26 protein-coding genes are annotated in these 26,538 nt (G+C 50.5%); 16 read left to right on the top strand and 10 right to left on the bottom strand.

Annotation, left to right across the window (positions count from 1 at the left end; translation table 11 throughout):
* Positions 1 to 82 precede the first annotated feature (82 nt).
* The 3 genes from ACUW6V_RS04730 to tssH all read right to left on the bottom strand — a co-directional run bounded on the left by ACUW6V_RS04730 (position 83) and on the right by tssH (position 4,215).
* A complete protein-coding gene (locus tag ACUW6V_RS04730; protein WP_180552843.1) occupies positions 83 to 841 on the bottom strand; it encodes a fimbrial biogenesis chaperone in 759 nt (252 codons plus the stop codon).
* 86 nt (positions 842 to 927) lie between these two features.
* Positions 928 to 1,458, bottom strand: coding sequence for a fimbrial protein (locus ACUW6V_RS04725; RefSeq protein WP_007865470.1), 531 nt, complete (start codon positions 1,456 to 1,458; stop codon positions 928 to 930).
* A 63-nt stretch (positions 1,459 to 1,521) separates the two neighbouring features.
* On the bottom strand, positions 1,522 to 4,215 hold the full coding sequence (gene tssH, locus ACUW6V_RS04720; protein WP_454038212.1) for a type VI secretion system ATPase TssH: 2,694 nt from the start codon (positions 4,213 to 4,215) through the stop codon (positions 1,522 to 1,524).
* Between the two features lie 530 nt (positions 4,216 to 4,745).
* Between tssH and tssF the strand changes: the two genes are divergently transcribed.
* From tssF to ACUW6V_RS04680, 8 genes are read left to right on the top strand one after another with little or no spacing between them, the layout of a single operon-like run.
* On the top strand, positions 4,746 to 6,626 hold the full coding sequence (tssF, locus tag ACUW6V_RS04715; RefSeq protein ID WP_454038073.1) for a type VI secretion system baseplate subunit TssF: 1,881 nt from the start codon (positions 4,746 to 4,748) through the stop codon (positions 6,624 to 6,626).
* Positions 6,626 to 7,654 (top strand): type VI secretion system baseplate subunit TssG, encoded by a 1,029-nt coding sequence (tssG, locus tag ACUW6V_RS04710; RefSeq protein ID WP_014729368.1) that lies wholly within the window; start codon positions 6,626 to 6,628, stop codon positions 7,652 to 7,654. The genes tssF and tssG overlap by 1 nt, the downstream gene beginning before the upstream one ends.
* A 54-nt stretch (positions 7,655 to 7,708) precedes the next feature.
* Positions 7,709 to 8,755, top strand: coding sequence for a type VI secretion system protein TssA (locus ACUW6V_RS04705; protein WP_454038072.1), 1,047 nt, complete (start codon positions 7,709 to 7,711; stop codon positions 8,753 to 8,755).
* 4 nt (positions 8,756 to 8,759) lie between these two features.
* Positions 8,760 to 9,755 (top strand): fimbrial protein, encoded by a 996-nt coding sequence (locus ACUW6V_RS04700; protein ID WP_097648934.1) that lies wholly within the window; start codon positions 8,760 to 8,762, stop codon positions 9,753 to 9,755.
* Positions 9,756 to 9,766: 11 nt separating this feature from the next.
* The gene (locus ACUW6V_RS04695) at positions 9,767 to 11,101 is read left to right on the top strand and encodes a GlcNAc-transferase family protein (protein ID WP_454038071.1); all 1,335 of its coding nucleotides are present in this window, start codon (positions 9,767 to 9,769) and stop codon (positions 11,099 to 11,101) included.
* Positions 11,095 to 11,691, top strand: a complete 597-nt coding sequence (locus tag ACUW6V_RS04690) for a hypothetical protein (protein WP_454038070.1) — start codon at positions 11,095 to 11,097, stop codon at positions 11,689 to 11,691. The genes ACUW6V_RS04695 and ACUW6V_RS04690 overlap by 7 nt, the downstream gene beginning before the upstream one ends.
* 57 nt (positions 11,692 to 11,748) lie before the next feature.
* Positions 11,749 to 13,308 carry an OmpA family protein gene (locus ACUW6V_RS04685; protein WP_454038069.1) on the top strand — a complete coding sequence of 520 codons (1,560 nt, stop codon included), beginning with the start codon at positions 11,749 to 11,751 and terminating at the stop codon, positions 13,306 to 13,308.
* Positions 13,301 to 13,786, top strand: a complete 486-nt coding sequence (locus tag ACUW6V_RS04680) for a DcrB-related protein (protein ID WP_104658732.1) — start codon at positions 13,301 to 13,303, stop codon at positions 13,784 to 13,786. The genes ACUW6V_RS04685 and ACUW6V_RS04680 overlap by 8 nt, the downstream gene beginning before the upstream one ends.
* Positions 13,787 to 13,849: 63 nt before the next feature.
* Here the strand turns inward: ACUW6V_RS04680 and ACUW6V_RS04675 are convergent, their stop codons facing one another.
* The 3 genes from ACUW6V_RS04675 to ACUW6V_RS04665 all read right to left on the bottom strand — a co-directional run bounded on the left by ACUW6V_RS04675 (position 13,850) and on the right by ACUW6V_RS04665 (position 15,713).
* Entirely contained in the window at positions 13,850 to 14,803 is a 954-nt protein-coding gene (locus tag ACUW6V_RS04675; RefSeq protein ID WP_319704083.1) for a helix-turn-helix domain-containing GNAT family N-acetyltransferase, read from the bottom strand.
* Positions 14,804 to 14,881: 78 nt separating this feature from the next.
* Positions 14,882 to 15,406 carry a rhodanese-like domain-containing protein gene (locus ACUW6V_RS04670; protein ID WP_171964049.1) on the bottom strand — a complete coding sequence of 175 codons (525 nt, stop codon included), beginning with the start codon at positions 15,404 to 15,406 and terminating at the stop codon, positions 14,882 to 14,884.
* Position 15,407: 1 nt separating this feature from the next.
* Entirely contained in the window at positions 15,408 to 15,713 is a 306-nt protein-coding gene (locus ACUW6V_RS04665; RefSeq protein WP_454038068.1) for an ArsR/SmtB family transcription factor, read from the bottom strand.
* A 205-nt stretch (positions 15,714 to 15,918) separates the two neighbouring features.
* Here ACUW6V_RS04665 and ACUW6V_RS04660 point away from each other — a divergent pair, with 205 nt between their 5' ends.
* Together ACUW6V_RS04660 and ACUW6V_RS04655 are read left to right on the top strand one after the other, a co-directional pair.
* Positions 15,919 to 17,112 (top strand): MFS transporter, encoded by a 1,194-nt coding sequence (locus ACUW6V_RS04660; RefSeq protein WP_454038067.1) that lies wholly within the window; start codon positions 15,919 to 15,921, stop codon positions 17,110 to 17,112.
* Positions 17,113 to 17,178: 66 nt separating this feature from the next.
* On the top strand, positions 17,179 to 17,532 hold the full coding sequence (locus ACUW6V_RS04655) for a DUF1304 domain-containing protein (RefSeq protein ID WP_063264958.1): 354 nt from the start codon (positions 17,179 to 17,181) through the stop codon (positions 17,530 to 17,532).
* Between the two features lie 4 nt (positions 17,533 to 17,536).
* On the opposite strand, the gene ACUW6V_RS04650 is transcribed toward ACUW6V_RS04655, so the two are convergent.
* Together ACUW6V_RS04650 and ACUW6V_RS04645 are read right to left on the bottom strand one after the other, a co-directional pair.
* On the bottom strand, positions 17,537 to 18,016 hold the full coding sequence (locus ACUW6V_RS04650; protein WP_454038066.1) for an RES family NAD+ phosphorylase: 480 nt from the start codon (positions 18,014 to 18,016) through the stop codon (positions 17,537 to 17,539).
* A gap of 50 nt (positions 18,017 to 18,066) precedes the next feature.
* Positions 18,067 to 18,450, bottom strand: coding sequence for a winged helix-turn-helix transcriptional regulator (locus ACUW6V_RS04645; RefSeq protein WP_097582220.1), 384 nt, complete (start codon positions 18,448 to 18,450; stop codon positions 18,067 to 18,069).
* A 100-nt stretch (positions 18,451 to 18,550) separates the two neighbouring features.
* Here ACUW6V_RS04645 and ACUW6V_RS04640 point away from each other — a divergent pair, with 100 nt between their 5' ends.
* A complete protein-coding gene (locus ACUW6V_RS04640; RefSeq protein WP_054623839.1) occupies positions 18,551 to 19,279 on the top strand; it encodes an SDR family NAD(P)-dependent oxidoreductase in 729 nt (242 codons plus the stop codon).
* 183 nt (positions 19,280 to 19,462) lie between these two features.
* On the opposite strand, the gene ACUW6V_RS04635 is transcribed toward ACUW6V_RS04640, so the two are convergent.
* Entirely contained in the window at positions 19,463 to 19,972 is a 510-nt protein-coding gene (locus ACUW6V_RS04635) for an AraC family transcriptional regulator (RefSeq protein WP_007865408.1), read from the bottom strand.
* Positions 19,973 to 20,328: 356 nt separating this feature from the next.
* Here ACUW6V_RS04635 and ACUW6V_RS04630 point away from each other — a divergent pair, with 356 nt between their 5' ends.
* The 5 genes from ACUW6V_RS04630 to ACUW6V_RS04610 all read left to right on the top strand — a co-directional run bounded on the left by ACUW6V_RS04630 (position 20,329) and on the right by ACUW6V_RS04610 (position 24,479).
* Positions 20,329 to 20,721 carry a nuclear transport factor 2 family protein gene (locus tag ACUW6V_RS04630; protein ID WP_007865406.1) on the top strand — a complete coding sequence of 131 codons (393 nt, stop codon included), beginning with the start codon at positions 20,329 to 20,331 and terminating at the stop codon, positions 20,719 to 20,721.
* A gap of 72 nt (positions 20,722 to 20,793) precedes the next feature.
* Entirely contained in the window at positions 20,794 to 21,480 is a 687-nt protein-coding gene (locus tag ACUW6V_RS04625; RefSeq protein ID WP_454038065.1) for a hypothetical protein, read from the top strand.
* A 254-nt stretch (positions 21,481 to 21,734) separates the two neighbouring features.
* Positions 21,735 to 22,097, top strand: a complete 363-nt coding sequence (locus ACUW6V_RS04620) for a GtrA family protein (RefSeq protein ID WP_085343132.1) — start codon at positions 21,735 to 21,737, stop codon at positions 22,095 to 22,097.
* A complete protein-coding gene (locus ACUW6V_RS04615) occupies positions 22,094 to 23,023 on the top strand; it encodes a glycosyltransferase family 2 protein (RefSeq protein WP_029039584.1) in 930 nt (309 codons plus the stop codon). Before ACUW6V_RS04620 ends, ACUW6V_RS04615 begins: the two co-directional genes overlap by 4 nt.
* Positions 23,016 to 24,479: a glucosyltransferase domain-containing protein gene (locus tag ACUW6V_RS04610; RefSeq protein WP_165756517.1), complete on the top strand. Its 1,464-nt coding sequence runs from the start codon at positions 23,016 to 23,018 to the stop codon at positions 24,477 to 24,479. The genes ACUW6V_RS04615 and ACUW6V_RS04610 overlap by 8 nt, the downstream gene beginning before the upstream one ends.
* Positions 24,480 to 24,535: 56 nt before the next feature.
* Here ACUW6V_RS04610 and ACUW6V_RS04605 read toward each other — a convergent pair whose 3' ends face one another.
* Positions 24,536 to 26,524, bottom strand: a complete 1,989-nt coding sequence (locus tag ACUW6V_RS04605) for a tail fiber/spike domain-containing protein (protein ID WP_085406969.1) — start codon at positions 26,522 to 26,524, stop codon at positions 24,536 to 24,538.
* Positions 26,525 to 26,538 lie beyond the last annotated feature (14 nt).

The raw sequence follows: 26,538 nt of genomic DNA, 5'->3' as shown, positions 1-26,538 counted from the left end.
TAACTTCTCCCAAAAAGTGAGCGCTTAGAAATCCATTATTTCCCGAAAAAAGTCAGGAGTGACACACACTTTACTTATTCTTTTATTTCCCGGAGAGATTTAAAGAGTTGCCACCTGCTGGTTTAAGTATCTTCATAACGGACGCGCCATAATCATTCAAAAGCCAAAAGGTGACTGAATCAACAGACATTGAGCCGGTCAATTTTTTTGCTGGATAAAATCTTTCTGTAGCGCCTGGGGCCACCATATCCATAATTAAATCTATTTTTGCTGTCTTTGTATTTAACCTGGCGGTATCAAAAGAAAAGAAGTAAGGTGTCGCGTTTGTCACTTCTACGCCAATGCCCTTCACATTATCATTTATTATTTTCCAGCGAAGTTTATCAACATTTGCTTCACTACTACTGGTAAGCGTTTGAGGTCTGAAGAAGATTTTTATACGCGTACGAAATGCCAGCTCCAGGCGATTTTTTTTCACATTTCCATCAGGTGCTGGCGGGATCTCCAGCATATTGAACCAGAAAACCGATTCACGATCTTGTGGTAACGTCATCCCGTTATAAACAAGACGGACACTTTGTCCTCTCCCCGGTTCTACACGATAAACCGGTGGCGTAACAACAAAAGGAACTTTGACCTGATTAATATCAGAATCCGTTTTACCATCATCAACCCATACTTGTACCAGAGCAGGTTGGCTGCCTTTGTTATTCGTGCGTACACTGACATCTTTTTCATTACCAGGAAATATTATGCGCGTACCGCTGATTGTCATTGACGCTGAGCAAACAGAAATGCCGCACAAAAAAACAGCCATTATCTTTAAAAGTTTGAAAGACATAGCAAAACCCTAATTAACTATTTTTATGAAATGATGATATAGCACTCATTAATGGCGACCCTTTTCAGAGTCGCCATATTTAAATATCAGGGATAACTTAAGGTATAATTTACTTTAGCCGTGACATCACCCGCTTCGGTGGCGGCAGTAGCATAATAGCCACCGATATAACGCATTAAAGCTGTCTGGTCAGACTGTACATCAAACGCAGCACCAGTCTCGCCAACGGCAATAACACTTGAGTCGGTATTATATAACCGTACCTCTACGTTTTTAGCGCCTCCCGTTGCAGCAGCATTTGTCAGGTTACCTGTAACCGGATCGAATCCTGTGGAATCCAGGGCTTCAAAATGCGCAGCCACCTTAGTAATGGCAGCAGGGCAACTGACTGCTTTAATCGTAAATGTCGTGCTACCTGCTTCATCTCCCGCTTTAGCAAGGGTTTGTGTGGATATCGTCGGCAGCGTGACGGTTTTATCCACATCATTGGTGTCGATTTCGCATGTTTCAGCAATCAGTTTTCCGTTAAAAGTAACGGTCCCTTGCGAAGCTGCGCTGGCATAACCAGAAATTAAGCCAAGCGCCAGAGCGCAGTATGCAAAACGTAATTTACGCATGATAATCCTTCATTTATTCACATAATAGCTTTCGAAAACGAACCATCCTTGTATGGTTCCCGTTTATTGCACAGTAGTGCTTTTTTCTGCTATGTCATCCTCGCAATAAGGTGCTACCAGAAGACATTCTGTTCCCGTTGAGATCGTCACGCCTGAAAGCTTCGCTTTTTGGGCGTTATTCATAAGAATCCCTCCTATCTGGGGTAAAATATTCTGCTCGATATAACGAATTAACACTCTCGCACCGGTATCGGATACGTGGCATTGGTCAATAATGTAGTTAATCACTTCATCGCTATATTCAAGCGTTACTTTATGATTTTCATAAAGACGCTTTGCCACCCGCTTAAGCTGAGCATTTATAATGAATCCTAATGCTTCTCGCCTCAAAGGGAGATAAGGAATTACCGTTAGCCGGCCGAGAAATGCAGCAGGGAAAAATTTTAATAACTCAGTATGCAGTAGTTCTGCCAGCATTTTCTCTTCAGGCAGTGTATTTTCATCACGCGATAACGAGATTAGCTTTTCACTACCCACATTGCTTGTTAACAGGATGATGGTATTACGAAAATCAATTAATCGGCCCTCGCCATCTTCCATCCGTCCTTTATCAAAAACCTGGAAAAACAACTCATGCACATCAGGATGGGCTTTTTCAATCTCATCCAGCAAAATAACGCTATAAGGTTTACGGCGAACCGCTTCGGTAAGAACGCCTCCTTCACCATAACCAATATATCCCGGCGGTGATCCTTTTAAAGCGGATACGGTATGCGCTTCCTGATACTCACTCATATTAATAGTAATGAGATTATGCTCGCCGCCATACATTTTTTCCGCAATGACCAGCGCGGTTTCCGTTTTACCGGTCCCGGACGGCCCCGTCAGCATAAAGACGCCTGTCGGACGGCCAGGATCCGCCAGGCCTGCACGGGCCATTAAAATACGCTCACTAATTTGCTTAAGCGCAAAAGGCTGGCCGGTGACACGTTCAGCAAGATGCAAAGGAAGTTCGCGGACAATATTCATCTCATCCTGAAGCATCTGGCCAATCGGAACACCTGTCCATTCACTTACAATAGCGGCAACGACATTTGCGCTAACCTCCGTGTGAATCATCGTCTGTTCACCACGAACCCGATTAAGCTGACCCTCTGCCTGTAAAAGTGCCTTTTTTAACGCTGCTTGCTGTTCGTCATCGACGTTTTCCTGCTGGCAATGATTCTGTAGCGTGGCTCGCAGCGCATTAATTTCGCTAACAATATTTTTTTCCTGCTGCCAACGCGATTCAAACGAATCGGCTTCTTTAATCTTCTGTGTGATAACGCGCTTTAATGCATTAACAGATGCCTCATTACCTTTACCAAGCGTACTGGCTTTAACGGCCAGCGAAAGCTGCCTTTTTGCAGATTCCGTCTGGTATTTTAAATCCTGCAACATTTGCGGGGGCGCATATTGCCCTACGGCAACTCTGGCGCAGGCCGTATCCAGCAAACTGATCGCTTTGTCAGGTAACTGCCTGGCGGGGATATAACGATGCGAGAGTTTTACGGCTGCGCGTAATGCTTCTTCTAAAACCCAGACGTTATGATGCGCTTCCAGCACCGGCACCAGACCACGCAACATTTCCGTGGCATTGTCCTCATCAGGCTCCTCTACCTGCAACACCTGAAAACGACGTGTCAGCGCAGGATCTTTTTCAATATGTCGTTTAAATTCACTCCAGGTCGTTGCTCCGATTGTCCTTAACTGACCACGGGCTAACGCTGGCTTCAGTAAATTTGCTGCATCGCCGGTCCCTGCGGTATTTCCCGCGCCGACCAGATTATGTACCTCATCAATAAATAAAATGACCGGTTGCTCAGAAGAGGCCGCTTCTTCCAGCACAGCTTTAAGACGCGCTTCGAATTCGCCTTTCATACTGGCCCCTGCAGAAAGCGCCACGATATCCAGGCTCATTAAGCGCACCTCAGCGAGCGAAGGAGGCACTTCACCTGCGCTAATGGCGAGCGCCAGTCCTTCGACGACAGCCGTTTTGCCAACGCCAGCGTCTCCGGTCAGTAAGGGATTGTTTTGACGGCGACGCAGAAGGATATCGATCATTGTGCTGATTTCGCGATCGCGGCCCAGCACAGGGTCAATCTTTCCTTCTCTGGCAAGCGCGGTGAGGTCGGTTGCATATTGAGCAAGGCTGCCACTGCCTTGTAATTTGATAGCGCCGCTGGCTTCACCCGGCATAGCATTCTGGCTGCTAAGAAATACCGTCGATTCGCTCTCTTTTACTTCAGGTGAATTGCGGGTGATATAGTTGAAATCGCGATTGAATTGCTCGAGTACAATTTTCTCCAGTGGCGCAGCAATCGCTAATAAAGCACGGCGAAGCTCTACAGACGTCAGCAACGCTATTAAAAGATGTCCGCTACGTATTTTACTTTCAGAATGCTCAAGACTGGTATACATCCAGGCCCGTTCAATCGCCAGCTCAATAAGATAAGAAAAATCTGCGACCGCTGTTGCGCCATCAGGTAAATGATTAAGAGAACGCGCTAACTCACGATCCAGGGATTCGCAGTCAACATTGAAATAACGTGCGACATGCTTGAGATCGTTATCTTCCTGGTGCCAGAGCTGATTAATCCAATGGACCAGCCCCACATAAGGATTACCGCGTAACTTACAGAGCGTCGTTGCGCTTTCAATACTTCTGAAGAGCGTGTCACCCAGCTTTGAAAAAAGATTCTTCCTTGAGATAGCCACTTTATGTTTTCTCTTAACATAGTTTCCGAAAAGAACTGCAGCCTGATTACGCGATTGCGCCATTTCTTTTTTTAGAAATTAGACAAAAAGAGAGGAAAGATAAATATGTAATCCAGTTACAGGAACGTTTTAAGAAAGCAATCCAAGCACAATTCCTAAATTGAAACGAATGCCCAGCGTAACAAACTGTTTTATAAGAAAATATCTTTCCAGAACATTTTTCTAAAACGCTACCAGTCAACCTCGTGCGTTGAGCCTGTCCTTTTGTCATGACATACTTTTATCAGATAACCTATTCGCCTGAGCGGCTTTACGACCTTTGGTTAGTGCATTAATGGAACTTTTTTTATACATTCAATGAATGATTCTCATAATTTTTTATAAAAAACGCAAAGGACAAGCTCTCGCTGTAGAAAAGCCAATACTGGTTATCAATCAAAATTGAGAATTGAATAACAGCGTTATGCTCAGCGATCTAAATCGTCCTTTCTAAGCCGAATGGAATGGCAAGCATTTAATCAGGACATGGCATGGATAATAAATTTCTTGATTATTACAATAAAGAACTCACTTACATGCGAGAAATGGCGCAGGAGTTTGCATTGCAGCATCCAAAAATTGCTGCGCGCCTGGGTATGCATGGAATTGAAATTGCCGATCCTTACGTGGAACGTTTGATAGAAGCGTTTTGTTTTATGTCTGCCAGAGTCCAGATTAAACTGGACGCCGGCTTTCCGCAGTTTACACAGCGCCTGTTAGATATTATTTATCCTAATTATACTTCTCCGGTTCCCTCTATGGGGGTAGTGCAATTGAAGCCCGATTTCAAAGAGGGAGATTTAACTCACGGGTATACCGTTGCCCGTCACAGCGCTTTTTATTCCCCCATCGCACCGGGTGAGGCAACCCGCTGTGAATTCCGCAACGGTCACGCGGTCACGCTATGGCCACTGGAGATTACCGAGGCAAGGTTAACCTCTTTACCTCCTGACATTCCTTCGACAGCAAAATTCGTTCTGCCTGTTCAGCGCCTTAAAGGCGCACTGCGTATCAAGCTAAAGCTGCATGAGAATTTACGTTTTTCGCAATTAGCCGGGCTTGAACAACTGCCTGTTTATATTGATGGTGATGAGCGTGTCGTTTCGCACATTTTTGAGCTCATCCATACTGCGCATGTCGCTATGATGATTCACGGTAAGACGTCTGCCGGGAATGTCGACACGTTAGTCACAGAGATGCCGCTTACCTTTGAGGGGTTAAACCCCGAACAGTCCTTACTGCCTGCGCAGTGGAACATCTTTCATGGGCATACGCTTCTTCAGGAATATTTTACCTGCCGCCAGCGCTTCTACTTTTTTACGCTCACACAACTGAGTGAAGGGCTAAAAAAGATAGACAGCAACGAAGCTGAAATCATTATCTTGCTTGATAACGCGCCTCAGGATCTGGTGGCCCATATCACGGCTGCGCGCTTTCTGCTTTTTTGTACACCGGTGATAAATCTGTTTCCCAAACAGATGGACAGAATCGAAATTAACCGGGCATTGAATGAGTTTCATGTTGTTGCCGATCGCAGTCGCCCGCTGGATTACGAAATTTTTTCGATAAGTAAAGTGGCAGGACAGCAGGCTGAAAGCAGCAACGAAGTCACGTTCAGTCCTCTTTTCCAGACGCGTCATTACCATCATGGGAATGCCGGACGTTATTTTTCACATACCCGACGCCCCAGAACGCTGGACAAAAACGTTCGTCATTATGAAACACGCACCTCGTATCGGGGCACCGAAGTGTTTATCTCGTTGGTTGACCAGCATGAGGCGCCTTTTAGCGACGAGCTTCGTTATTTATCGGTCGATGCGCTGGTCACTAATCGCGATCTGCCCGTTTTGCTTTCTCGTTCTGGCCATTTTGATCTTACCATGACCGACGCCGCACCGGTTGAAAGCGCACGATTTGTCTGCGCGCCCTCTTTTCCACACTCTCCTTTTGCAGAAGGCGAATCCGCCTGGCGACTGATACGACAGCTCAGTTTCAATTATCAGCCGCTGGCAGACATGGATCACAGCACGGGTGGAGAAGCGCTACGCAAGATGCTGCGGTTGTTCATCAGCCATTCTGATCATGAGGCCAGTACCCAGATAGATGCCCTGGTGGGATGTAAAAGCGAGCCCATTGTCCGCCGCTTACCCGATGATGGTCTGCTTATTTATGGCAGAGGCGTGCGCTGTACCCTGACGGTAGACGAGGCAGGTTTCTCAGGCATTAGTCCGTATCTCTTCGGTCTTATTATGGAAAATTACATCGCCCGACATGCTGCGATTAATGTGTTCACCGAAACAGAATTAGTCTCCATGCAACGTGGACGCATCAGTCGCTGGAAAGCGCGCCCGGGAAGGCGAGGCGTTTTGTAATGCTTCCCGAAACCCCAGAGAAAACGGCGCTACCCGCTTGCCTGGAAGCGTGGTGTCAACATGAAGCCCCCTGGCAATCAGGGTTTATCAGCGTATTACGTGCTATCGCGGCACGATATTCTCACCGGCCGCAGGTCGGGCGCGCCGCCCTGCCTTCAGAGGAAGCGTTCAGAATTGGACAGCGCGCGTATATGGCATTTGCGCCACGTGAAATCGCCTGCATGGACTGGCGCAACGGCAAGGTAAATCTGCAGGTTTTTGGAACCGGCGTATGGGGCGCGCAAGGAGCAATGCCACTCCATTTTACCGAACTCGTCTACAGCCGAATGGAGAATCACGATCACGCGCTGGCGGATTTTGTCGATCTCTTTCATCACCGCGCGCTTTCTCTTTTTTATCGTGCCTGGTTTATTTCACAGGATTCCGCGACGCTTGACAGAACCGATGACGAAAAATTCGCCTTTTATGTAGGGAGTCTGGCCGGGCTGGATCTTCAGGAAATCACCGCCTCCGCGCTGCCCTCTCACGCAAGGCTGAGATCAACTGCACATCTTGTGCGGGAGGCGCGAAACCCGGAGGGATTGCTTGGCGCTATCCAGGACTATTTCCAGGTACCCGTCAATATAAAGGAGTTTGTCGGTCAGTGGATCGTTCTGGAGCGTTGTGATCAAACGCAATTAGGCAGTAACGACGCCGCGATGTTACTCGGTAAAGGCGCGATACTCGGCGAAACCGTACTGGATCGCCAGCATAAATTTCAGCTCATCATCGGGCCGCTCAGTCTTGAGCAATACCTGCGTTTTAGCCCGTGGGGTCAGGATCTTCCCATCCTGAAAGAATGGGTGCGCAATTTTGTCGGCTTTGAATACGCATGGGAAGTACAACTGCTTCTTAACGCGCAGGCGGTGCCGCATGCCTCGCTGGACGGCACACATCAACTCGGCTACGCCAGTTGGCTTCCCAGAGAAGAGTCTATGAAACCGCTCTATGGCATGTGTTTTGAGCCTGAACTTAACCAACATGGCTGAATTTCCTCACCACGCCCTGGCGCAATAATGCTTGCCGTAAAGGATGAATAACTTATGGACATAGATACTCTGCAGATATCGGAATATTATCAACCACTCACGATGCCTCTCCCAGGTGCATTTCCGTGCGGTGTAAACCTCGAATATGACTCCGATTTCATTTTACTGCTGTCACGATTACAGCCGAGGCTTGATGCGGAATATGGCCAGTTCATCGAGGCCGCAGAACCCGTAAACTGGGCGGAAATTGAACGTGACTGTTTAGCCCTGTTCAACCGCAGTAAAGATATCAGATTGCTGATTATTCTTATGCGGTGCCGCTTGCGACAAACAGGACTGACGGCGCTTGAGGAAGGGCTCATTGCGCTATCTTTTTTTCTCACGCGCTGGCCTGAAGATATTCATCCACAACTTTATGACGAAGGGGAGTTCGATCCCCTGATGCGTATTAACGCGCTAAATGAGCTGGAAGATATTCATGGCATCATTGGCGATTTGCGTAATCAATTGTTGCCCAAAGCCGCCGGTACGCAGATCACACTTAAAATATTCGAAAAATCGCATGCTCTCCCGCGCGACAGCGATGCATTGCCTGAAATAATGCTTTCCGCCTTACGTCTCGAATGGAAAACGCGGAATGATCCTGTAATCCGCTCTTTACAAGTGGCAAAGGCATGGCTCGATAAGATAAAAAATATAATCCCGCAGAAAACCAATATCGATATGCCTGATTTTCCTCAAATGAGCCAGCTTTTGAGCCTGTTTCTCTCAGAGGATGAACAGTCAGCGGTCTATTCCGAAACTCCGGTTGATCCCCTTCAACCGGGCGCGTCAGGAGAGGAGTTAATAGTGCCTGTGCTGATGCCAGAAGAGGTATCTGCGCAAGTAACAATGACAGCGCAACCGCACACTATTAATAGTCGGGCTGAGGCGCTTTCCCGGCTTAAAGAAATCCGCGCCTGGTTTATTCATGCCGAGCCAAGTAGCCCCGTTATACCGCTACTGGCTTTTACCGAGCTGACCATCGGAATGCATTTTAACGAGTTATTAAAGTTTATCCCGGCGGAGTTAATTTCCCGACTGGATACAGAAAAGGATTAAAAAAATGAAAAAATGGCTTTCCATTGTGGCGCTATTTGTTATTACTATTGTAAAAGCTCAGGCCTGTGAGGTTGACCTGAGCGACGGCGTCGGCCCCACGACGTTATCCATTCCTTCCCAGACCATTACTATTGATGCCGCGGCGCAAACCAGCACGACAGTGCCTGTTTACAGCTATGATTCCTCATTACAAAGCACGCGGATTTCTTATATTAACTGCCTGAACGGCACACCATTCGGTAAAAGCCCTTATAATCTTGGTCCACAGGATACCAGCACAAAACTTTACCCAACGTCTGTGCCGGGCATTGGGCTAAAATTGCGCTGGAATAATGCCTCCGCTTTCGGTGATTTTCCCTCCGAAGGTGCCATGAGTTTCCCGTCAACCATGGGGCGATTTATTTATCCTGTAGGCTCATACTTCCGTATAGAGCTTTATAAAACACAGCCAACCGTTTCTCTGAAAAATCCCGATGGTGATATTCTTTTGCCACCCGGCGACATTGCTTATAACTGGGTTTTGATAAATAACATCAGTCACTATGCTCAAAGACTTAATATCGGACAGATACTGGTGGTGAGTACACCAGCATGCACTTTCAACAATAATAAAGTGGTGGACTTCGGGCTTGTTACCGCAGCGGACCTGGCTGCAGGCGGCATCGAAAAAGCTCTCAACTTTGACATTACTTGTCAGTCTGATTATGGGAACTACTCCGCAACAGCCGCTATTTCAACAAATACGCCCTCTGCGGACAATCAATATATTAAAGTTAAAGATAGCGCGGGTAACAGCGACAGGCTTGGCATAGAAATCAAAGACAGCCAGGGGCAGCTGATGTTGTTAGATGGCAGTACCCGCGAGCAACTGACGAATATCGTGGCCAATACCCCGGCGAGCTTTCACTGGAAGGCGCACCTTAAGCCCACGGCAGGCGTTCTCCATCCGGCGAACGGCGATTTTACCGCTCAGGCTGAAATTATCCTGCAAACAAAGTAGCGGCCTGCCCTATGAATCATTCGCTTTCAACCCTGTTCGTTAGTATTGCCAGTTACCGGGATCCTGAACTGATCCCGACGCTTAAAGATATGCTGACGGCGGCTTATCCTGAACGGTTACATATTTCGGTATGCTGGCAGGACGATAACGATATTAAGCAGTTTCTTAATCAAGGATTTACCGTCGTATTTGTGGAAGGGATGGATAACGGCGCGTTGTATAAACTCAGTTTCGCAGGCGTAGTGATTGATGTAATAAGCCTGCACTACTACACCAGCCAGGGGGCGTGCTGGGCGCGTCATATGGCCGAAACGCGATTTAACGATGAAGACTATTTCCTGCAAATCGATTCCCACTGCCGTTTTATTGAAAACTGGGATCAGGAAATGATTAACACAGTCGAAGAATTGCGCTCATCGAGCTCTAAGCCTGTGTTATCAACTTACCCGCCGCCTTATGACCCGGATAATAGTGAAGACAGAAAGCGTTACATCAGTCGGCTTATTTTCCGTGAGTTTACCCCACAGGGTATTGTCATGCTCTCTTCCCGAACGGTAACGTCGTCATCGCCTTTACGCTGCGGCTATCTGGCTGGCGGTTTTATTTTTGCTGATGGCAGTTTTGTCAAAGAAGTGCCCAACGATCCGCATATTTTCTTCGCGGGTGAAGAGATAGCCATGGCGGCACGCGCATGGACCAATGGCTACGATATTTATTGCCCGCATAAGATCCTGCTCTGGCATTTTTATGGCCGCAGGCAACACCCCAAAGTCTGGGCAGACCACAGTAATCAGGCGAAGGCGACGGGAAGCGTCGCGCTTGCGTGGTGGGAACGAGACCAGGTTGCGAAACAACGCGTTCGTACTTTGCTGGGGCTGGAACAACCGCCATGTGAAATGGGGAAATATGGCCTCGGAAGCGTGAGAGATTTTCACTCCTTTGAGCAAGCCATCGGTGTGAATTTCGATAAGCGGGCGGTACATCCGGAGGTCGTGGGTGAAAAGAAACTCAGCTTTTTCTCAGCGGATAAATCGGAAGCACCGCAGGAAGATATCGCATTTATTTACCCCTTCAGGAAAGTCATTAAATTCTCTAAAAAGGAGCTGGATTATCAGCGCTCAGATGTGAGTTGGTGGCATCTCGGTATTTATGATGAGAAAAATACCCTGATTTACCGACAGGAGCTGACACCCGACGCGCTGGTGAAAAAAGTGATCGTCGCTGAGGATAATCTGGATATTGTCGTCGAATTTACGAGCCAGGCGGCCGTAGCACCGGTGTGGGTGCGCTTGTCTTCATTCAGCGACAGTGAGGGCTGGGGAGAGGTGTTGCAAAAGCCATGGTAACGCCCGACGCATTATTTGAAAAAATACTCACGATTGAAATTCTGCTGTCTATGGATGGCATTACTCCTTCGTTTTCAGAGTTAAAACTCAGGCTGACAACAACGCTTGACAGATTCTGCCATTCACTGATGACGGCAGGCGCACCGCAAGAGGATGTCGACAGGCTTTGTAAAATTCTCTGTCTCTGTATAGATGCGCGCGCTCGTACGATTCTCGCCCGACAGGGGCTAAGCTGGGAGGGCCATGCGCTGACCCATCATTATTATGGCTATCACGAGGAACCTGTCATCGTCGCAGAGGTGCTTTCGCCACTGCTGCAACAGCCAGCCTGTCATATTGATCTCTACGCGAAACGGCTTCTGTTTTTACTGGCGGCGCTTTTCCCTACCGACAGCGCACTGCGCACGCTGCGCTTTCAGTATGAAACGGCAATCCCATCTCTAACTTGCGAAAATTTTGTCGCCTCCCCTGTCATGCGCCCTGCCGGCAACGGGATCATTCGTCCGGGAGCCCTTATCGCCTTTGTCATTCTTTTGATGGCCGCGCTTTCGGGTGTGTGGTGGTGGTGCGTACAACGGCTAAGTGAGTAATAGTAAATGTCGGCATTACATCGCAGATCCGCTCGCAGGCTGACGGGCACCACGGCATTGCTGGCGTTTATCGCCACACAACTGATGCCCGGCCCTGCAGGGCTCAACAACGCTTGTGCGGTAGTGGCGCTGCTGGCTGGGTTGTGTTTCATTGGCCAACAATTATTACCTGCCAGACAGCGAACGCTGAAAGCCGCGGAGCCAGCGAACCACCAACAGGTCATTCTTATCGTCGGGCCCTTTGCCGCGCGCTGGTTTAACCGCACCGGCTATGCTTCGGACTTACGGACAGAGCAGGACACCCTGTGGTTGCTCGCCGCCACAGCGGAGGTACTTCAGACCCGCGTTGAAAAGGTGCGCCTGCAGCACCCACAGGCACAGATCCGGCTCTGGCTTCCTTTGCTGCCGGACGGTTATGACGATGTCGCAATGCTCGCGGCGCAACTGGAGGAGTGGCAACGTTCCGTCACAGCCCTGGGCCTGGCGCATCCTTTGCCCTGCTGTGTTGCTATTTACGCAAGGCTAAGCAACACCGATAGCGTTTACTGGACCGGTTTGCACTGTCTCTCGCCCTGGACTGAAACACCGACGACCACACCCTTTGAAACGCTTGCACAGGCTTTCGATGCTATGGGCACGTCGAACAACATCGAAACGCGTCAGCGAAGCCTCATGGGCAAACCGTTGCTGAACTGGCTGCAGACCACGCCGTTACATGAAGCACTGATGCCACTCACGACACATCCCACGCTATGTCTGAGTGGCATTGTGGTGGCCGATGACGGTCAGGGTTTTACGCGCCACGGGGCGTGGGCGCGCTTTCTGGAAAATCAGTATGGCGTGCTTCCGCCGCTCTCTTCCGCGCTGCTGTTGCCGCCGCTGCCGCCAGCATTAAAAGCTGTCTCGCTCTCACCTGATACCGTGAAAAAGCAACGCACCGCAGGAGCGTTACTGAGCGTTACCGCCGTTTTCATCCTGCTTGCCGCCTCGCTGCTCAATGCATTTCATCACGCGCGTGAACAGACTCAGCTGACAACGTCCCTGATTGCGCATACCGAAGCCCTCGAACCGTGGCGAATACGCGCCCGGCGCGCCGCACTGGCGGCACTTGAAGCACAGCAACAGCGTCTTTTAGCGTGCGCGGAAAAACCGCGGCTCATCGACTGGGGTTTATCGCCGTGCTCGCGTCTGCAAGAGGAAGCGCACGACGTCATCGGGCGCTACAGGAGTTTACCTTATTTCAGCTCGCAGGCGCCGGTGTCGCTCTTTTCATCGGGCAGCGCCCGTCTGCGGCCGCACGGCCCGGCTGCACTGCAGCCTTTGTTCACGCTGGTGAATCAACACCCGGAAAACCGTTTTCTGATTATTGGCCACTCGGATAACACCGGCAGCCCTGAGGTTAACCAGCAGCTTTCCGTAAGCCGGGCGATCGCGGTGCGGGAATGGCTTGTGAAAATTACAAAGAGGCCTGCGACCCAATTTGATATTTACGGTCTCGGCGCCAGCGAGCCTGTCGCCGGTAATGACAATGAAACGGGCAGAGAGCTTAACCGGCGGGTTGAAGCCATCGCGCTGCCCGCCGACTCAATGGAAATAAGGAAATTCAAAAATGAGTAATAAAGTGCAGCCCTATTCGCTTTATGAGGGAAATTTTCTGACCACCGCGCCGGTGCTCGACAGAAGCGTTAATGTGCTGATGTTTCGCGACCCGGATAATCAGGAATATAGCCTGATAATTAATCGCGCGACGCTGGATGAAGACCAGACGCCGGAAGCGTTTTGCGAGGCGCAAATGGACATTCTGCGCAACAAACTCCCCGGCTTTCAGCTCGAAGGAAAAATGCTCCGCCACGAAACCGGCCCGTCGCGGCTGCCGGTCGTGCAAATCGCGAACCGCTATTTACAGGAAGGAAAAACCATTCGTCAGGTGCAAACGCTGGTTCAGCTGCCTTTTGACGCGTCCACCAATCCCCTGAACCGGGAAGTTATTATTTTTACGCTCTACGCCGAGGCTGACTTCACCGAGTATCAGCGTAAACACTACGTGCAGATCATTAATAGTTTTAATCCGAACGTATCACCGCTGGTGGAATAGGCTTTTACGCAAAGCCCAAAGAAAATGAGGCGCACTGGCCTCATTTTCTCTTTCTGTATGCATTTATTCAGGACATTTGCGGGTGAACTGCTGTTCCGTAATCGTGCTTCCCCACTGAGAGCCCACCCACTCTTTTGTCAGGGTAAAACCAAACGACTCATACAGGCGTCTCGCCGCGGTCAGTTTATTGAATGTCCATAACTGAACGGCCGGAAATTGCCTTTCATCGCAAAACCGCATGGCTTCTGCCATCAGCGTTCTGCCTGCGCCGCTGCCACGACAGCCATCATCCAGGATAAACCAGCGCAGATGCGCTTCTCCGCTCCCGAGATCTTCCCCGTCAATGGCCACAGAGCCGACAATGCGCCCATCGAGCATCGCAAGCCAAATCTGGTTACAGGGGTTATCCAGACGCCCGGCAAAATCAGCCAGCCCCGCGGCCACTTTGCTTTCAAAAAAAGCGCCAAAGGCATGCTCTCTGGCGTAATAACGGCCGTGCATTTCCGTAATGCGGCCAATCATGCCCGGATGGTAGCCGGTAACGATGTGCAAATTTTCCTTTTCGCCGGTTTCCACGCCATCACGGCAGGCCTGCAGCGCCCCGGCATAATGCGTCAGCCCTTGCGACACCAGCTCGCGCTGGGGTGCAGACAGGTTTTTTAACGCGGCAATAACGCGCTCGTTACCGTAGTGGTTAATCTTTGCGACCGTGGTTTTGCCTTGCGCCGTCAGGCGAAGCAACTTGCTTCTTGCATCCCCGGCAGACCCCGTTTCCTGTAATTCCCCGGCCGCGACGAGTTTTGCCAGCATGCGGCTGACGCTCGATTTCTCAAGCCCCAGAACCTGTACCAGATGCGCTGCTGTGATCGTGCCGCAGCGCTCTGCTTCGAGCAGGGTATGAACGACGGAAGGCGAGTAATTGGTTGCCGCCAGCGTCTGGTTCATAAAGCCGAGCTCACGGACCATCAGACGCGAAGCCACGCGGATATTTTCAACCAGTTGCGGTTCCATGGTCATTCACAGTGCCCTCAAAGATATAGTTGTATAATACAACTATATAACGCGCGCTATTGCAAGTGAGATTGACGAGACCCGTTATTTATTCCAGGGCATCACGGCCAGCAGTTTCGCCATCCCGCACCAGCCGGTGATACCCGCGAACATCAGCCCGGCGCCGACAAACGCCGGAACGATATAAAACGCAGGCGTCACTACCGCGCCCGCAATAGTGCCGCCAAGCGCCAGCGCACCGGCGACAATCTGCACCTGGCGCATCAGCGGTAACGGCTGGCGGCGGTCGGTAATGACCGGCAACCCCGCCGCTTTCCACGCGTTCAGGCCGCCCTGCATAATCCGCACGTTTGCCGGATGCGCCGCCGCTGTCAGTTGCTGTTGGGCTTTCTCTGTTCGCATCCCGCTCTGACAGTGGAAGATCACCATGTCGGTCTGCGCCAGCGCGTCTTTATCAAGACAGCCGGGCTGCATCTGCTCCAGCGGTAATGCGCGGGCATCAGCCAGATGTTCCCGCCGCCACTCATCCTGCCCCCGGATATCGATCAGCATGATCTTCTGCCCGGAAAGCGCGTGTACTTCCTCAGGGGTGATAAATATTGATGACATTTTATTCTCCCGGACAATAAATAGTTTTAAGCGTGTGCACCAGCGCCACAACCGCCTCATTTTTAATGTGATAACGGATGTACCGTGCCTCGCGAATGCCTTCTATCAGCCCTTCCGCTTTCATCCGCGCCAGATGCTGAGAGGTTGCCGAAGGGCTGAGGCCACTCATTTTGCAAAGCTCTCCGGCTTCGGTGCCGGGGTTTTCTATAAGCACGCATAAAATCAGCAATCGCTGCGGGTGGCTCAGCGTTTTGAGAAGCGCGGCGGCACTGGCGGCCTGCCTGTGTAACGCATTCAGATCGGTCATGGTTTAATACTTTAGATTTATCTAAATTTAGAAAATACTAAAATAAAAGCATGACTGTCAATCTCCGCGGCTGTTCTCCCCCGCCTCGCTCGTTTCATTTGGTTACGTTAACGTTGTGTGACTTTTTCTATTGCCTTCATACTTTTGTGATAACAACACGATAACGCTATGACGTACCTTCAAGGATCACAGGGAGATCAAACCGATGCTGCGATCGCTACAGGCACTGTGCCTGATGAGCTTTTTTCTGGCGGATGTGCGCGATGGGCTGGGGCCTTTTCTGGGCATTTTTCTGACGGAGCGGCACTGGCAGCCGGATGACATTGGCTTTGTGATGACGGCGGGCGGGATTGCCGCGCTGCTGGCGACGGTGCCAGCCGGGATTATGATCGATGCCACCCGTAAAAAGCGCCTGTTACTGCTGGCTTGCTGCGCGCTGGTGACGCTCGCGACGCTGCTGCTCTGGTACAGCACGCATTACAGCGTCGCTGTGGTGTCGCAAATCGTCTCCGGGCTTGCCGCCGCGCTGATTGGACCGCTTGTTGCCGGGATCACGCTCGGCCTGACCGGCCAGCACAGCTTCACCCGTCAGATGGGGCGCAACGAAGCGTTTAACCACGGCGGCAATATGGTGGCGGCGGTGCTGGCAGGCGTCGCGATGTGGCTGTGGGGCATCGGTGCCGTATTTATTCTGATGACCGGCATGGCCGTTTTCACCGCGCTTTGCGTGCTGGCTATCCGTGAACAGGATATCGATCATGATGTGGCGCGCGGCATTGAAAAAAATAACCAGGCCCATGCCGTACCGCAACTCTCCGTACTGCTGCGTAACCCGGTGCTTATCACAACCGGGCTTACGCTGCTGCTGTTTCACTTAGGCAATGCCGCGCTGCTGCCGATGCTGAGCATGCGCGTGGCGGCTACCGGCAGCAGCCTGTGGAGCCCCGGTCTTTACGCCGCGGCGACAGTGGTGATTTCGCAGTGCGTCATGATCCCGGTCGCGCTCTTCACCGCCTCGCAGGCACAGCGCTATGGCTATCGCAGGCTTATTCTGATTGCGCTGATCGTGTTGCCAGTCCGCGCCGCGCTCGCGGCAAGCTTTGCCGGGCCGCTGTCCGTGATACCGGTGCAAATCCTTGATGGCGTCGCCGCCGGGATTTTAGGCGTCGCGGTGCCGGGCTATATCGTTAACGCGCTGCGCGGCTCCGGGCACGTCAATGCCGGGCAAAGCGTCATTATGCTGATGCAGGGCGCGGGCGCGGCGTTCAGCCCGGCGCTGGCGGGCAGTATCGTCGCGCACTCGTCGTGGCGCATGGCATTTGCCGCGCTGGGCGTCGTGGCGTTGGGCGCGCTCATCGTCTGGTGGCGTGCGGGCGAGCGGGTATCGGCGACGGCCTGATCGCATCCGTACGGGCCAGCCGCGCGTATACTGTTGTTATTGCATTCTTCCTGATGAGAGTTGCTTATGGTAGCCACCATTCTTATTGCGCTTGTCGCCATTATTCATGTCTATATCGTCGTGCTCGAAATGTTTTTATGGGATACGAAAACAGGCCATAAGGCGTTTAATCTGAGCGCCGACTTCGCGCGCGACAGCCGGGTGCTGGCCGCCAATCAGGGGCTCTATAACGGCTTTTTAGCGGCGGGGTTATTCTGCGGGCTGTGGCTCGGCGACAGCGGTTTAACGTTCAAGTTTTTCTTTCTGGTTTGCGTGCTGATTGCCGGGATCTTTGGTGCCATTACCGCCAGCAGGAAAATACTTTATGTTCAGGCGCTGCCTGCGCTGCTGGCGTTAATCGCGTTGTGGATGGGGCTGTAAGGCCTCATTTAATCATTCGCACCTGAGCGTGGCTGTTCTCATTCCATGAAAACAGCACCAGATGCCAGAGGCCAGGCGCTTTGCGTGAAGGGTCAATCAGTCCGTTCATGCCCAGTGATTCCAGACGCGCGCGCACCTGCCATGACGGCGGAATGCCGCCTGCTTTCACCGTCTCCTGCCACGGCGCAATCGCGTCATTGATGTCGATCCCGGCCGCAATAACGGCGTCAGTATTGCGCAGATCAAAAATCTTCTCGGCCACCACGCTGACGTTGACGATTTCCAGGCTGGCTCTGTTATCGCGATGCGCTTGCATGGCCGCCTCAACGCCCTGCGGTGAAGAACTCAAATACAGCGTGGGTTGATCGCCCCGTGAATACCGCCCCGGCGCCCTGGAGCCTGATAACGCAAAGTCCCGGTACGCGGGATCGATCGCCCGATAAAAAACGCCTTCAATGCGGGTGTAAAAAGGGGTGATATCCATAAATTCTCCGCCATGTTTGGTAAGAAGCGATGCCTGCCAGGCCTTATTCGTCAGACGGTTTCATCAGCAGCAAGACGCTCGTCGTAACCCACCTGCGCCTGTTCGATAGCCGCGCCATGCTGCCTGGCCCAGCTCACCAGCGCCACAAACGGTTCCTGCAGCGTTCGCCCGAGCGGCGTAATCGAATACTCAACCGCCACAGGCGATGACGCAATGACGCGACGGCTGACCAGGCCGTTGCGCTCAAGGCGACGCAGCGCCTCCGTCAGGGCCTTATGCGTGATCGGATCCAGCCTGCGTTTAATGGCGTTAAAGCGCGCGGGCTGGGTGCACAGTACGGTCAGAATCAATACCGACCATTTGTTGGCTACCTGCTCCAGAACAGGGCGGGTGCTGTTGATTTCAGCCAGTTGGGCAGCGATATCCGTCGACATGTGGTTACCTTCTCTATATCTGGTGTACATCAGGTGCGTAATTGACCGTAAATATACAAAATGTATCATCTGGCTTCCACCCCCTCTTTCTGGAGTAGCCATGTTGAAACTTGAAGGAAAGACCGTCCTGGTGACAGGCGGCAACAGCGGTATCGGGCTTGCTATCGCGCGCCGTTTTGTGCAGGAAGGCGCGCATGTGTTTATCACCGCCCGACGCGAAGCGCAGCTCGCCAATGCAGTGGCTGACATCGGCGGTCAGATTGACGCCATTCCCTGCGACCTCACAAAGACCGACGACCTCACCCGCCTTTTTGACACCATTCAGACAAAAGCCGGACGTCTCGACATTCTGGTCTACTCCTCAGGCGTCTCCGAGCCGGCGAGCCTGGAAGAGACCACGGAAGAGCATCTCGACCGCGCTTTCGGCCTCAACGTGCGTGCTATGGTGTTAACGACGCAGCGCGCGGTCCGGCATATGAACGATGGTGGAGCCATCGTGTTGCTCGGCTCGATCGCAGGCTCCATGGCTAATGCCGGTTATGGCACCTATTCTGCGACTAAAGCCGCGGTGCGCTCCTATGCCCGCACGTGGAACGCGGAGCTTGCGCCGCGCGGCATCAGAGTGAATACGCTAAGCCCCGGCCCCACGGATACGCCGATGTTTGACAAAGTGAGTGATGAGTTCAGGCAAATGATGAACGCGCGCATCCCGGCAGGGCGCTTAGGCCACCCCGACGAAGTGGCCGCCGCCGCCCTGTTCCTTGCCTCGGACGAAAGCACGTATATCAGCGGCGCGGAGCTGGTCATTGATGGCGGCATGACGGCGTAAACGGCATTCATTGCAGTACCGCGCGCCGGTGGCAGACAAACCGGCGCGCGTATCTCCGGATGCGCTGTCATCACTCACCAGTGACGCCTGCGTTAGCGGCATCTTTATACGCAAGCGGTGTCTGGGATTAGCGAAGCACGGGCGGAAGAGTGGCTCACGGTTGTTTGTTCAGGCCGCCAGAAATCAAATCTGATACCGACCAGGCGTCGTGCCAAACACCCGGCGAAATAAGGCAATAAACGTGCTGACATTGTCGTAACCCAAATCCAGCGCAACCGCAGTGACAGGTTTACCCGCCGCCAGAAGTTCGAGCGCTTTTAGCAACCGCACGCGCTGTCGCCACTGCGTAAAGCTGAATCCGGTTTCGGCACTGAATCGTCTCGTCAGCGTGCGTGAGGATAGCCCGGCCCATGCGGCCCACTCCTCCAGTCTGCGAGCGTCATCTGGCCTGGCTGAAAGCGCCCGCGCGATCCTGATAAGGCGCGCATCCTGCGGCATGGGCAGCCCGAGGTTAACCTGGGGCAGTGACGCTATCTCATCAAGAATGACGCCAGCGAGCCGTTGCTGCGATGCTGTAAGATGATTTTCCTTCCAGGTTGCCGCGCGTGTCACCGCCTCTCTTAACAGGCCGGAAAGGGTGAGAATACAGGGGGCATCGGGTAAGGCATCGCAGGCCGCCGCCGCGATATACACATTCCATCCTGAATAAGGGCCATGTGAACATAAACCGTGTGGCGTTGCCGGAGGTATCCAGACCGCATGCGTTGCAGGCACCACCCAACGGGCATTCCCGGCATCAACCGTCAGCAGGCCCTGTTCGGCGCCAAGGAGTTGTCCACGCGCGTGCTGATGCAGGGGCGTTTCCCGTATCGCCCCCGATCGGCGCAACACGGCCATTAACACGGGTCCGTCTGTCGATGAAGCAAGGGATAAGGGGATTAGCGAATCAGTCATCCGTGGCGTCAAAAGATTATCAGATGTCTTTTATAGCGTACTGAAGCCACCCTCCTCAACGGTAAACTGTCTGCAAACCACACAGAGGAACTCCCATGCAAACTTTTACCATTGATACCGTTCTGAATGCCCTGCTTAACCAGCAGGAACGCCCGCTTGAAGACGTGCTTGATAGTTACTTTAGCCCTGACTACCGGCAGCGCACCGATGGTGCCTGGGACGACCGTCAGGGGTTCGCTCATCATGCACGTAAACTGAGGGAACTCATTTCGTTCGCCAGCATCGATGTGCTTGATGAACTGCGCGACGGGAGACGCTACGCCACCCGGCACCGTGTTCAGTGCACAAAGCGCGACGGAGAAGAGGTGGTGATGGAGGTCTATATGTTCGCCGAAACCGACGACAAGGGACGTTTCACCCGCATTGAGGAAACGACGCTTATGCTCGAGGGTAAAGCGCACGATCGCGATTTAGGCAGCGCGCGATAAAGGCGGCGAATCTGATAGCAATACCTTTCATAATGAATACTCTGTACTAACCCCCATGCTATAAGGTCAGCCATGAATACTATAAACCTGCAAGAGATGTACCGTACCGCGAACGAAAATACTCTCGCGATCTGGGCGAAAAACGCAGGCATCGGGGAAATCAGAAAAGAAAACTACTACGATCCGCTAAAGCTTGCGCTTGCCACTGGCATACAACCGACCGTGCCCGTGAAGGTTTCACGCCTGCTGTGCGAGCTACAACAGCTCACACAGGATGATCCGCTTGCCGATATTCTTCCCGCACACGGTTTACATTTTACTTTCTTACCCCTGACGCTACCGCTCTATAACATAAACGAGCCATTGCCAGCCAACGTGGAGCAATTGACCACGCTCTGGACTCAGTTTGATGCGAAAAAAATTATTATCAGAAATCTTCAGTTAGTGGCGCTGCCCGGTCAGTTACTGCTGGCGGGCATTCCTGAAAACCCGGCGATAGCCCTGCGTCAGTCATTCTGCGAAAAGGTGCTGGAAACTGACTGGAAAAATGAGTTACTGCGGCGTCATCACGGCAGCGCGTTACCCGCGCCATTCTGGCACAGCACGCTTCTGCGCTATAACGCCGCGTTTTTACCCGCCACGCTACGTCAATTTTTTCTTAAGCGTCAGGACATGGATTTCGGCGATGTCACCGGCGAACTGATATTAGCGAGGGTTAACTACAACTGGACGCAATGTTATCCATTAAGGATTAACTGAAAGCCTGATGAATAATAATGGCGCGCCCTGCAGGACTCGAACCTGCGACCCACGGCTTAGAAGTTCCTAGAACTACCTTTTAACACAATAACTTACAGCGTCATACCTGCGCTCACACGTCCCATGACGCTAAAACATGCAAAGCTGTGCAAACCGGTGCAAAGCCTTGCGCGTCTCACTTCTGTCCCACTCACCGTCGATCGATGCGGCGTCCGATGCTAGACTCTTCCCCTTCAAATCTAACGGACTTAGATATGCTCAAGCTCTTTACAAAGTACGCCTCTGTGGGCGTGCTCAACACGCTAATCCATTGGGTGGTATTTGCCGCGTGCTTCTATGCGCTGGGAACCAGCCAGGCGCTGGCGAACTTCAGCGGATTCGTTGTTGCGGTAAGCTTTAGCTTCTTTGCAAACGCTCGCTTTACGTTCAACAGTTCCACAACCACGTCGCGCTATATGCTTTACGTGGGCTTCATGGGCTCGCTTAGCGCAGCTGTTGGATGGGCCGCTGATAAATGCTCTCTCCCGCCAGTTGTGACACTGGTCGTGTTCTCAGTTATAAGCCTTGTGTGCGGGTTTATCTATTCGAAATACATCGTCTTCAGGGAAGCAAAATGAAGATTTCACTCGTGGTTCCGGTCTTCAATGAAGAAGACACAATCCCTATTTTTTATAAAACCGTCAGAGAATATGAACCACTCAAATCGTTTGAGGTAGAAATAGTATTCATCAATGACGGCAGCAAAGACGCTACAGAGTCGATTATCAATGCGCTGGCCGTTTCTGATCCGCTTGTTGTGCCCCTATCCTTCACCCGCAATTTCGGCAAAGAGCCGGCGCTATTTGCAGGGCTGGACCATGCCACCGGCGACGCAGTGATTCCGATTGACGTCGATTTGCAGGACCCGATTGAAGTTATCCCGCAACTGATTGAACGCTGGCAGGCCGGGGCGGATGTCGTCTTGGCTAAACGTACAGACCGTTCCACTGATGGTCGCCTGAAGCGCAAAAGCGCTGAAATGTTCTATAAGCTGCATAACAAAATCAGTAACCCGAAGATCGAAGAGAACGTAGGTGATTTCAGACTCATGTCTCGGGAAGTCGTGGAAAACATCAAGCTCCTGCCAGAGCGAAACCTGTTCATGAAAGGCGTTCTGTCATGGGTTGGCGGCCGCACTGATATTGTGGAATACACCCGCGCTGAACGTATTGCAGGTAACACAAAATTCAATGGTTGGAAACTGTGGAACCTGGCGCTTGAGGGCATTACAAGCTTCTCCACCTTCCCACTTAGAATGTGGACATACATTGGCCTGGTGGTTGCTGGCTTTGCGTTTATGTATGGCGCATGGATGATTGTCGATACACTGGCCTTTGGAAACCCGGTCAGGGGTTACCCTTCTCTTCTGGTTTCGATTCTCTTCCTGGGAGGAATTCAGCTGATAGGGATTGGCGTTCTTGGTGAGTACATCGGAAGAATTTACATTGAGGTAAAAAACAGGCCTCGTTTTATTATCAAAAGAAAAGGGGATAACCGTGATTGATATAAATAGGGTTTATAGAAACAGGTGGTCTTTAAGTTGGTCATTCTTGTTATCTATATTATTCATACTCCCATTCGCCATTAACAACAACTACTTTGTTGATGACTGGCTAAGGTCTGACACTGGAAACTCAGGATGGGAGGAAAATGGCAGGCCACTTGCATCTTTTATGATGAGCGCCATGTCGCTATTCCCTAATGGTAAAAATGTCTTTGGTGATGGGTCGCTGTTGGATGTTTTCCCTTTAACGCTAATAATATCATCGGCATTATTAGTCGCATCAGCCTACGCCTTTTGTGTGCAAATGGATATCACAAGTAGGCTGAAGGTTTTTCTTATATGCTCTCTGCCGGTTTGCAACCCTTTTTGGGTGGGAAACATTCAGTTCAGGCATGACTCTGCATTGATGGCTGCATCTTTCTTGCTTGCTGTTTTAGCAGCTATTGCAAGCCCCAGGGGCAGGATAATGCTGCTCACCTCTTTTGCCATGTTAACTGCATCATTGAGCTTGTACCAGGCATCCATAAATGCATATATAGCGATGTCTATTTGTATCATATTTAATGATTATTTACGCAGGGATCGCTTTGACATAAAGTTGGCTTTTTATCTTGCTTTGACGATTTTAGTTAGCTACGTCGTATATTCAAAGCTGGTAATGCCAATAGCTCACCTTAGTGACTACGCAATATCCAATTCCAAAATTTTACAATTAAATAAAGAATTTCCTTTAAGGGTGTACAATAATTTTATAAATTACTTTAGGTTTTTGATTGATAATTCACCAAGATTTTATTTAACATTGTGGTTTGTCGCAATTGCCGCATCAATTGCATCATGCGTAAAAAAATTTGGATTTTCACTCAAAGCATTATATTGCGTTCTGTTTATCATTATTTTGTTTCTGTGCTCTTTTGGGGCGCTGTCTATGTTTGAGAGACCAGCTATAGCACCAAGAACCATGATGGCTTCATCAATTATTATGATGTTTTTGGTTTATATTTCTACTGGATGGTCTTCAACTGTAACAGCTACCTGTTCGTCAGCTATGATTATCATTTCTTTTATTTTTTCATACATCATATCAGGAGCGATGAACGCGGTTGAGAGAAATGATAGATTTTTAGCAACGCAAATAGCTAGCGTATACTTCAAACATTATAACGCAGATCACAAAAACATATACATAACTGGCAAACCAAGATTACCAAAATATGCTTTGCGGGTAACTAAATCATTTGGCATGGCTAGATATATGGTTATTTCCGCCTTTAATAACTATAGATTTAAATATAGCCTTATGTCTCAGTATGGTATTTCTTCTGGATACCCTGCACCGAAGATTGCAGAGGAATACGAGATTTTCTTGAGGAAAAATGACAAACAAACAATTTATTCAGACGCACTGTTTGACACTTTTTATTACAAGGATGCCATTGTTTTTAAATTTAAGTAAATACACGGGCGGTTACGCCCGTATATTTTAGATTGCTCATATTATTATGACTTATTCTAACTAAAGAGAGTCAGATCAAAGGTGTAGCTTCCCGTCAGCATACTTAACACAGCACCACCGTTGGTATAAGTGTTAAAAGTTACTGTTTTCGCTCCAATAGAAGCGATGTTGACTTGACCGGCACCAAGCATTCGAATAACAAGGTTATCTACAGCTTTTTGGGTAATGTGGCTAGGGAACGCAATAGTAAAACCTGTTGCAGAAGGTGTTACTGTTGCTGTGATTCCTTCCACGTCAGCTTTAGTAACAGCCCCGGCATTAAATGAAATTCTTGCCTTGCGAGTAAAATCAACCGTCAGATCTGTTACCACGCCAAGTCTTTGAAATACAGGAGAGCGTGATGTTGTTATTCCACGAACAGTAACATTGGATACTGCACTGCCAGTGAATGCTATCAATGGAGCAGGGGTGCCGCTACTACCACCACCAATATTATCGTGAATGTTAGCTATAGTGATGTTCTGGACGCTTTGCGTGTCGTGCCCAACCAAAATAGGCGTTGATTCACCGGGGCAGGTTATCACGGCGTTACTCAACATCCCGTTATTACCGGAGATATTAAACGCAATAATGTCTGTGCGCCCTACAGTTGAGTCTTTAGGAACAGCATAGATGTTCTGGTTAGTAATAAGCCACCTGTTGGATTTGTAAGTTGGAGACTGGCCTTGACCAACGGCATAAACAGGAACTCCAGCGGCGTATTTAATGGTCTGGAAAACCATGTTAGAGGCGATGTAATCAGTAATGTTGTTGTTTTCGTCATTGAAAATCATGCCACCGTTGCCGCCCTCCTGAATCGCGTTATTCAGGATGAAACGTTGAGAAGCGCGGATTGCGAGCATCCACTGGTTGCGGTCGTCTCGACCAATCCAGCGACCTATCATATTGTTGGCAATAACGTTTACGTTGCCGTTAGTATCGCCGCCGGAGCCAGTGGACATATACAGCAGGTGTCGGCCGTTCGGTGCAGCCTCTACCGTCTGCATCACGTTATTGATGATGGTTTCTTTGGCGTTGTCCGTAAGAACTGAATAACCAGCACGACCGCCGCCGACATCATCACCAGTATGGTAGACCTGTTTTTCGGTAATAACGTCATTAACAATCGCGTTCCTTGCCTGGCTGACATAGACGCCACCTGCAAGACCTGCGAAGGAGCGAACCCCACGCACAATCAGGTTTTTGGTGTAACGAGTTAATAACGCGAACGAGGAAATGGCCTCATTAGTGTTATCTGTCGGAGAAGAAGTGCCGCCAGCCTGAATATCATTGATTGTTACATTGGTTGTAGGAGCTGCGTCAGTACCAAGCATCCCGTAAACCGCAGATTTACCTGAGGTATCTGTAACCTTACCTCCTCTTCCTTCAACAAACTGATTGGAATCCAGTCGGTAGACCATGCGGGACTGCATCTCAGGGACATATGTATTGGAGTTCGTTGATATATCTTTATCTATCTCAACATCGCGCCCGTTAGATAAAACCCCGGCCACGCCAGTAGCATACCCATCAGGACGTCGGTCAATGGCGTTCAAGTCTGCAGCAAGGGTTCCACGATGATTGGTTCCAATGAGCCCTGCCCCCGTTGATGACGCCAACATTGACCTAAGCGTAGAGTCTCCAACGCTAATCCATGCTCCAACACCAGTTCCGCCTGTAGATGCAGGAGTAGATCCGGCAGGAATAACCTTCGGCAGAGGCCCATCCCAGCGGTAATATTCACCGTCTGTTGTGTCTTTCAGGATCTGATTTGGCAATGAGATTGTTGCCCCTGCCTGGAAAGTGCCAACCGGTATCCAGCCAAATGCAGCAATAGCCTGGCGTGCAAGTTGGTTCAAGCCCTCTATTGTGTAATGTTCATTACCGAAACGGTCAACATATGTAGTGACAAGCGAAGTAACAAACTCGTCGATTTTACCGGCGTTAAACTTCAGGTCGCGCGGAGATTCACTCGGTACTGGATTATTAGTAGGTTGCGTAGCCATATTTTTTCCATAAA

The sequence above is a fragment of the Cronobacter sp. 153480017-3 genome (assembly GCF_053627815.1).
This window is presented reverse-complemented; position numbering and strand designations above follow the sequence as displayed.